This is a genomic window from Candidatus Methylomirabilis sp. (assembly GCA_036000645.1).
GTDB lineage: Bacteria > Methylomirabilota > Methylomirabilia > Methylomirabilales > JACPAU01 > JACPAU01.
The window spans coordinates 1-4,376 of sequence record DASYVA010000036.1 but is presented as its reverse complement, the minus strand read 5'-3'; the positions used below and the strand labels follow the sequence as shown (position 1 = coordinate 4,376).

7 protein-coding genes are annotated in these 4,376 nt (G+C 71.0%); 2 read left to right on the top strand and 5 right to left on the bottom strand.

Annotated features, from left to right (window positions below; translation table 11 throughout):
• Positions 1 to 139 precede the first annotated feature (139 nt).
• On the top strand, positions 140 to 340 hold the full coding sequence (locus VGT06_01995) for a cold shock domain-containing protein (protein ID HEV8661904.1): 201 nt from the start codon (positions 140 to 142) through the stop codon (positions 338 to 340).
• 104 nt (positions 341 to 444) lie between these two features.
• Here VGT06_01995 and VGT06_01990 read toward each other — a convergent pair whose 3' ends face one another.
• From VGT06_01990 to VGT06_01980, 3 genes are read right to left on the bottom strand one after another with little or no spacing between them, the layout of a single operon-like run.
• A complete protein-coding gene (locus VGT06_01990; GenBank protein ID HEV8661903.1) occupies positions 445 to 588 on the bottom strand; it encodes a hypothetical protein in 144 nt (47 codons plus the stop codon).
• 10 nt (positions 589 to 598) lie between these two features.
• Entirely contained in the window at positions 599 to 1,822 is a 1,224-nt protein-coding gene (locus VGT06_01985) for an MFS transporter (GenBank protein ID HEV8661902.1), read from the bottom strand.
• A gap of 21 nt (positions 1,823 to 1,843) precedes the next feature.
• Entirely contained in the window at positions 1,844 to 2,446 is a 603-nt protein-coding gene (locus VGT06_01980; protein ID HEV8661901.1) for a sulfite oxidase-like oxidoreductase, read from the bottom strand.
• 141 nt (positions 2,447 to 2,587) lie between these two features.
• On the opposite strand from VGT06_01980, the gene VGT06_01975 reads away from it, so the two are divergent.
• Positions 2,588 to 2,893, top strand: a complete 306-nt coding sequence (locus tag VGT06_01975) for a tetratricopeptide repeat protein (GenBank protein HEV8661900.1) — start codon at positions 2,588 to 2,590, stop codon at positions 2,891 to 2,893.
• 348 nt (positions 2,894 to 3,241) lie between these two features.
• Here VGT06_01975 and VGT06_01970 read toward each other — a convergent pair whose 3' ends face one another.
• Both VGT06_01970 and VGT06_01965 read right to left on the bottom strand, forming a co-directional pair.
• On the bottom strand, positions 3,242 to 3,661 hold the full coding sequence (locus VGT06_01970) for an HIT family protein (protein ID HEV8661899.1): 420 nt from the start codon (positions 3,659 to 3,661) through the stop codon (positions 3,242 to 3,244).
• 110 nt (positions 3,662 to 3,771) lie between these two features.
• The gene (locus VGT06_01965; GenBank protein ID HEV8661898.1) at positions 3,772 to 4,140 is read right to left on the bottom strand and encodes a metallopeptidase family protein; all 369 of its coding nucleotides are present in this window, start codon (positions 4,138 to 4,140) and stop codon (positions 3,772 to 3,774) included.
• Between the last annotated feature and the right edge of the window lie 236 nt (positions 4,141 to 4,376).

Here is a 4,376-nt window from a genome sequence, read left to right as displayed (position 1 = left end):
GTTTTTGTGTTTTCGGTGTCCCGAGCAGGACGGTAACCGGGGGAGGGAGAAGGAGGGGAGGGCGGTCCCAGCGTTCTCGGGATGGCTCACTGAGGACACGACGGGGTTCCACCGTAGAGGAGGGCGCGAGGCTGTGAAGTTGACGGGGAAGGTCAAGTGGTTCAACGACGCGAAGGGGTACGGGTTCATCGAGCGGCCGGACGGGGATGACGTGTTCGTCCACTACAGCGCGATCGTGGGGACCGGCTTCCGGTCACTGAGCGAGGGGCAGGAGGTGGAGTTCGAGGTCGTGGACGGGCCGAAGGGGAAGCAGGCTGCCAACGTGATGAAGCTCGCCTGACACCCTCCCCAGCCAGATCCCCCGGCGCCCCGCGAGGAGCGCCGGGGTTTTTATCGGGACAGGGATCCCAGCGGTTCCTGCTCACCCGCCGCGCCGAGGCCCGCTCACTCGGGGGGCTGAACCAGCTCCCGGATCGGGACATCTACCCCGCAGACCTCGCAGTGGACGGTCCCTTCCGCCTCCGGATCCACCTGGAACTGCGTCATGGCGCAGTACGGGCAGAAGAGGGGGCCCGGCCGCGCGGTCATGGGCTCTCCGTCACCGCTCCCCGGTTCGCGCCCGTTCGGGCGCCAGCCGGAAGGCCGGAGGGATGCTGAGCGCCAGGATGGCGCCCACCAGCGCCAGGCCGGCCGCCGCATAGCAGCCGCCGGCGAAGGAGCCGGTCATGTCCCGGATCCACCCGGTGACCATGGGAGCCGCCAGGGCCCCCAGGAAGGCCACCGTGTTGCAGAGGCCGAAGGCCGTGCCGAGGACCTCGGGGGGCGCCAACTCTCCGAGCACGGCGTAAGCCGGCCCGTAGCAGCCCCAGAGGCACACGCCGGCGAGGAAGATCCCGGTGCCCAGGGCCGCCGCCGGAACCCGGAGACTGAGCCCGATCCCGAGGGCCACGAAGGCAGCGGCCACGCCCAGGTAGGTCAGCGCCACGACCCCCTTGCGTCCCAGCCCCCGGTCGGCTGCCCGGTCGCTGGCCCAGCCGACCAGCAGCAGCCCGGGCAGGGCAGCGAGCCCGAACAGGCTCGCGTACAGCGAGGAGGCCCCGAGCGTGCGCACCCCCAGCTCCTGGAACATCGCCGGGGCCCACGTGCCCACCAGGGAGAGGGCATAGATGTTCATCGCCTGGGCCAGGTACAGGCGCCAGAGCTCCCCCTGCCCCAGGAGCGCCCGGTAGGGACGCCAGTCCCACCCCCGGCGAGAGGCGGTGGCCGGCTCCCGGATGAACCGCCAGACCGCGGCCGCGGCCAGGAACGAGGGGAAGGAGAGGAGGACGAACGTGGCTCGCCACCCCCATGCCTCCGCGAGCACTCCGCCTAGCAGGAGACCGAGGCACAGGCCGAGCCCCCCGCCGGTGAAGGAGATCCCGTGGCCCACGCCCATCTTCCCGGAGGGGGTCGCGGCGGCGATGAGCGGGCGGTCGTTCCCGAAATAGGACCCCATCCCCAGCCCGGCCACGAATCGGGCGGCGAAGATCTGGCCGAAGGACGTCGCGAAGCCGGTGAGGAGCGAGGCGACGGCCCAGGTCAGCGTCCCGGCCACCAGCACCCGCTTCCGGCCGAAGAGCTCCCCGAGGACGCCGGCCGGGACCTGCATCCCCGCGTAGGCATAGAAGTACGCGGTGGCGAGGAGGCCGGCCTGGGTGAAGCTCAGATCGAATTCCCCCATGAGGAGGGGGAGAAGGGGAGCGAGGGCCATGCGGAGGAGGTAGATGTTAAGCCAGCCGAAGACAAAGACGGCCCAGACGGTGTGGTAGGGCTCCCGTGGCATCCGCCGGAGGCTCCCCGTCCCTTACCAGTACCGCTCCTCCCGCCACGGGTCCGCGTTGTTGTTGTAGCCCCGGACCTCCCAGAACCCGGGCCGATCCTCGGCCGTGAGCTCCATCCCCCGGACCCACTTGGCGCTCTTCCAGAAGTACCGCTTCGGGACGACCAGGCGGAGGGGGAACCCGTGCTCCGGGGCCAGCGCCTTGCCATCGTGGGTGTCCGCGAAGAGGACGTCCTGGTCCAGCAGGGCCTCGAGGGGGAGGTTCGCGGTGTACCCCTGCTCGGCATGCACGACGACGAAGCGGGCCTCCGGCTTCACGCCCGCCCGGTCGAGCAGGTCCCGGCCGGCCACCCCATCCCACCGGTTATCGAAGCGACTCCACGTGGTGACGCAGTGGATGTCCGAGACCACCTGGAGGCGGGGAAGCGCCTGAAACTCCCGCCACGTGAATCGGAGGGGGCGCTCCACGAGGCCGAAGACGCGGAAGTCCCAGGTCGCCTCGGCGAACCGCGGGATGCTCCCGGCATGCAGGACCGGCCAATCGCGCGTGACCCGCTGGCCGGGAGGGAGCCGCTCCGCCCCCGCCCCCCCGACATCCTTCCCCTTCCGACCCGGCCAGATGCCCATCCTGTTCCCCTCTCCCCGTCCCGCGCGCGCCCGGGCGAGCGCCGCGTCGCCTGCCCCACTCCGTGCTTGACTCCCCGGGACGGGCGCCTATCCTAGGATACGGTCGCCCGTCACCGGGCGGATCAGCCTCGGGGAGGAAGCATGGACCGCGTGGTGATCCTCGAAGGAATGCGGGCCAAGACGCCCGACGACCCCATGGTCCACTTCATGCTGGGCAACGAATACTTCAAGACCGCCCGCTACGCCGACGCCGTCGTGGCCCTCACGGCCTACCTCGCGCGGCAGGAGGACGAGGGTTCCGCCTACCGACTGCTCGCCCAGGCTCACGAGCGTCTCGGCGACCGGGAGGCGGCCAGGGCCGCCTACCGGCAGGGCATCACGCAGGCCACGAAGTTTCACCACGCCAGCATGGTCGAGGAGTTCACCGAGTCCCTCGACGCCCTCTGAGATCCCCCCCACCCCCTGTCCCCGCACCCGCCCACGAGCATCCCGGCCCCCCCGGGCGCCCCCGCGCGCGCGCGCCCGGAGGCGCAGGGCGAGTCTGGCGATGGAGCCGGCCGAAAGGCCGGCGCCATGGCGGCCTCGGACGCGGGCGCCGCTAGGGATCGGAGCAATCGCGGGTGAAGCCACACCGGGGGCACTGGAGCTTGCAGTGGTGCTCCACCATCGCCGTCTCGCACCGATCGCACGGGACGGGCGCGGTCCCGGGGGAACCGGAAACCGATGCGGGCGCCGGAGCCGGCATGCTCGCGCTATTATACCCACCTCCCCCCGCAGAGCAAGCGTTCCCCCATCTCACCGGAGGGCTTCCCGGATCGCCTGCGCCACTTCCCGCGCCCGGGCGGGGGACGGCACCTGCTTCTCGTGGGCGTGCGTCCAGACCGGGCGCGGCCAGGCCGGATCGCCGGCATGACGCGGGACCAGGTGCCAGTGGATGTGGGGACTCTGGTTGCCGAGGACGGCGTAGTTGATCTTGATGGGCCGGAAGGCCCGCTGGAGGGCCTCCGCTGCGCGGCAGACGTCCTCCAGGAGGGCCGTCCGGACGGCGGGCGTGAGGTGGAAGAGCTCGGTGGCGTGGTCCCGGAGGACGAGCAGGCAATACCCGGGGAACGTCTGATCCTCGTAGAGGACGAGGCGCGCGACGCTGAGCTCGGCAATCGCATGGTCCGCCGGCATATCGAGGAACCGGCAGCGCTCGTCGCACGTCCCGCGCATGGCTAGTGGGACTCCAAGGAATTGGATCTCTGGCTCACGCCGGCGCGCCGAGGACGGGGGGCGGGCAGGCCGCGCCGGCCCCGGCCCAGGGCGCAGCGGATTCCGGCCCATCAGGCCCACCCGAGCTCCGTGAGGCGCTCCTCCCCGATGCCGAAGTGATGGGCGATCTCGTGGACCACGGTGGTCCGGATTTCTTCCCGGGTCTCGGCGTCGCCATCACACCACTCCTCCAGCGGCCCCTGGAAGATGGTGATCTTGTCCGGAAAGAGCGGGGGCGCCTCGACCCCCCGCTCCGGCAGGGGCGTCCCCTGGTAGAGGCCGAAGAGAGTGTCCTCGGGCCCCAGGCCGGCTTCCTCCAGGTCTTCCGGGGTAGGCCAGTCGGCGATGACGACTTCCACGTTCGCCATCCGCGACCGGAGCTCCTCGGGGAGGGTCTCCAGGGCCTCGGTCACCAGTCGGGCGAATCGTTTCCGGTTCATGGGATCTCGGAGGGGGACGTCGGACGCGTATCATACCACCCCTCTCCGGACCCACCAAGGGCGAATGCGCCCTCGCCGGAGCGACGCACGGGGTGCCCCGGAAGGGGGCCGGGCCCGCGGGGACCGGGATTCCCGGAACCGGGGCGGAGAGCGCCGGCCTAGAGATTCCGGATCTTCTGCTGGAGGATCAGGATCTGGAGGGCCATGCTGGCCTTCATGACCAGCTTCTGCAGGTC

Bases quoted from the DNA above. Each gene is read 5' to 3' on its own strand.
- VGT06_01990 (HEV8661903.1), bottom strand. From the start codon at position 588: ATGACCGCGCGGCCGGGCCCCCTCTTCTGCCCGTACTGCGCCATGACG.
- VGT06_01985 (HEV8661902.1), bottom strand. From the start codon at position 1,822: ATGCCACGGGAGCCCTACCACACCGTCTGGGCCGTCTTTGTCTTCGGC.
- VGT06_01980 (HEV8661901.1), bottom strand. From the start codon at position 2,446: ATGGGCATCTGGCCGGGTCGGAAGGGGAAGGATGTCGGGGGGGCGGGG.
- VGT06_01975 (HEV8661900.1), top strand. From the start codon at position 2,588: ATGGACCGCGTGGTGATCCTCGAAGGAATGCGGGCCAAGACGCCCGAC.
- VGT06_01970 (HEV8661899.1), bottom strand. From the start codon at position 3,661: ATGCGCGGGACGTGCGACGAGCGCTGCCGGTTCCTCGATATGCCGGCG.
- VGT06_01965 (HEV8661898.1), bottom strand. From the start codon at position 4,140: ATGAACCGGAAACGATTCGCCCGACTGGTGACCGAGGCCCTGGAGACC.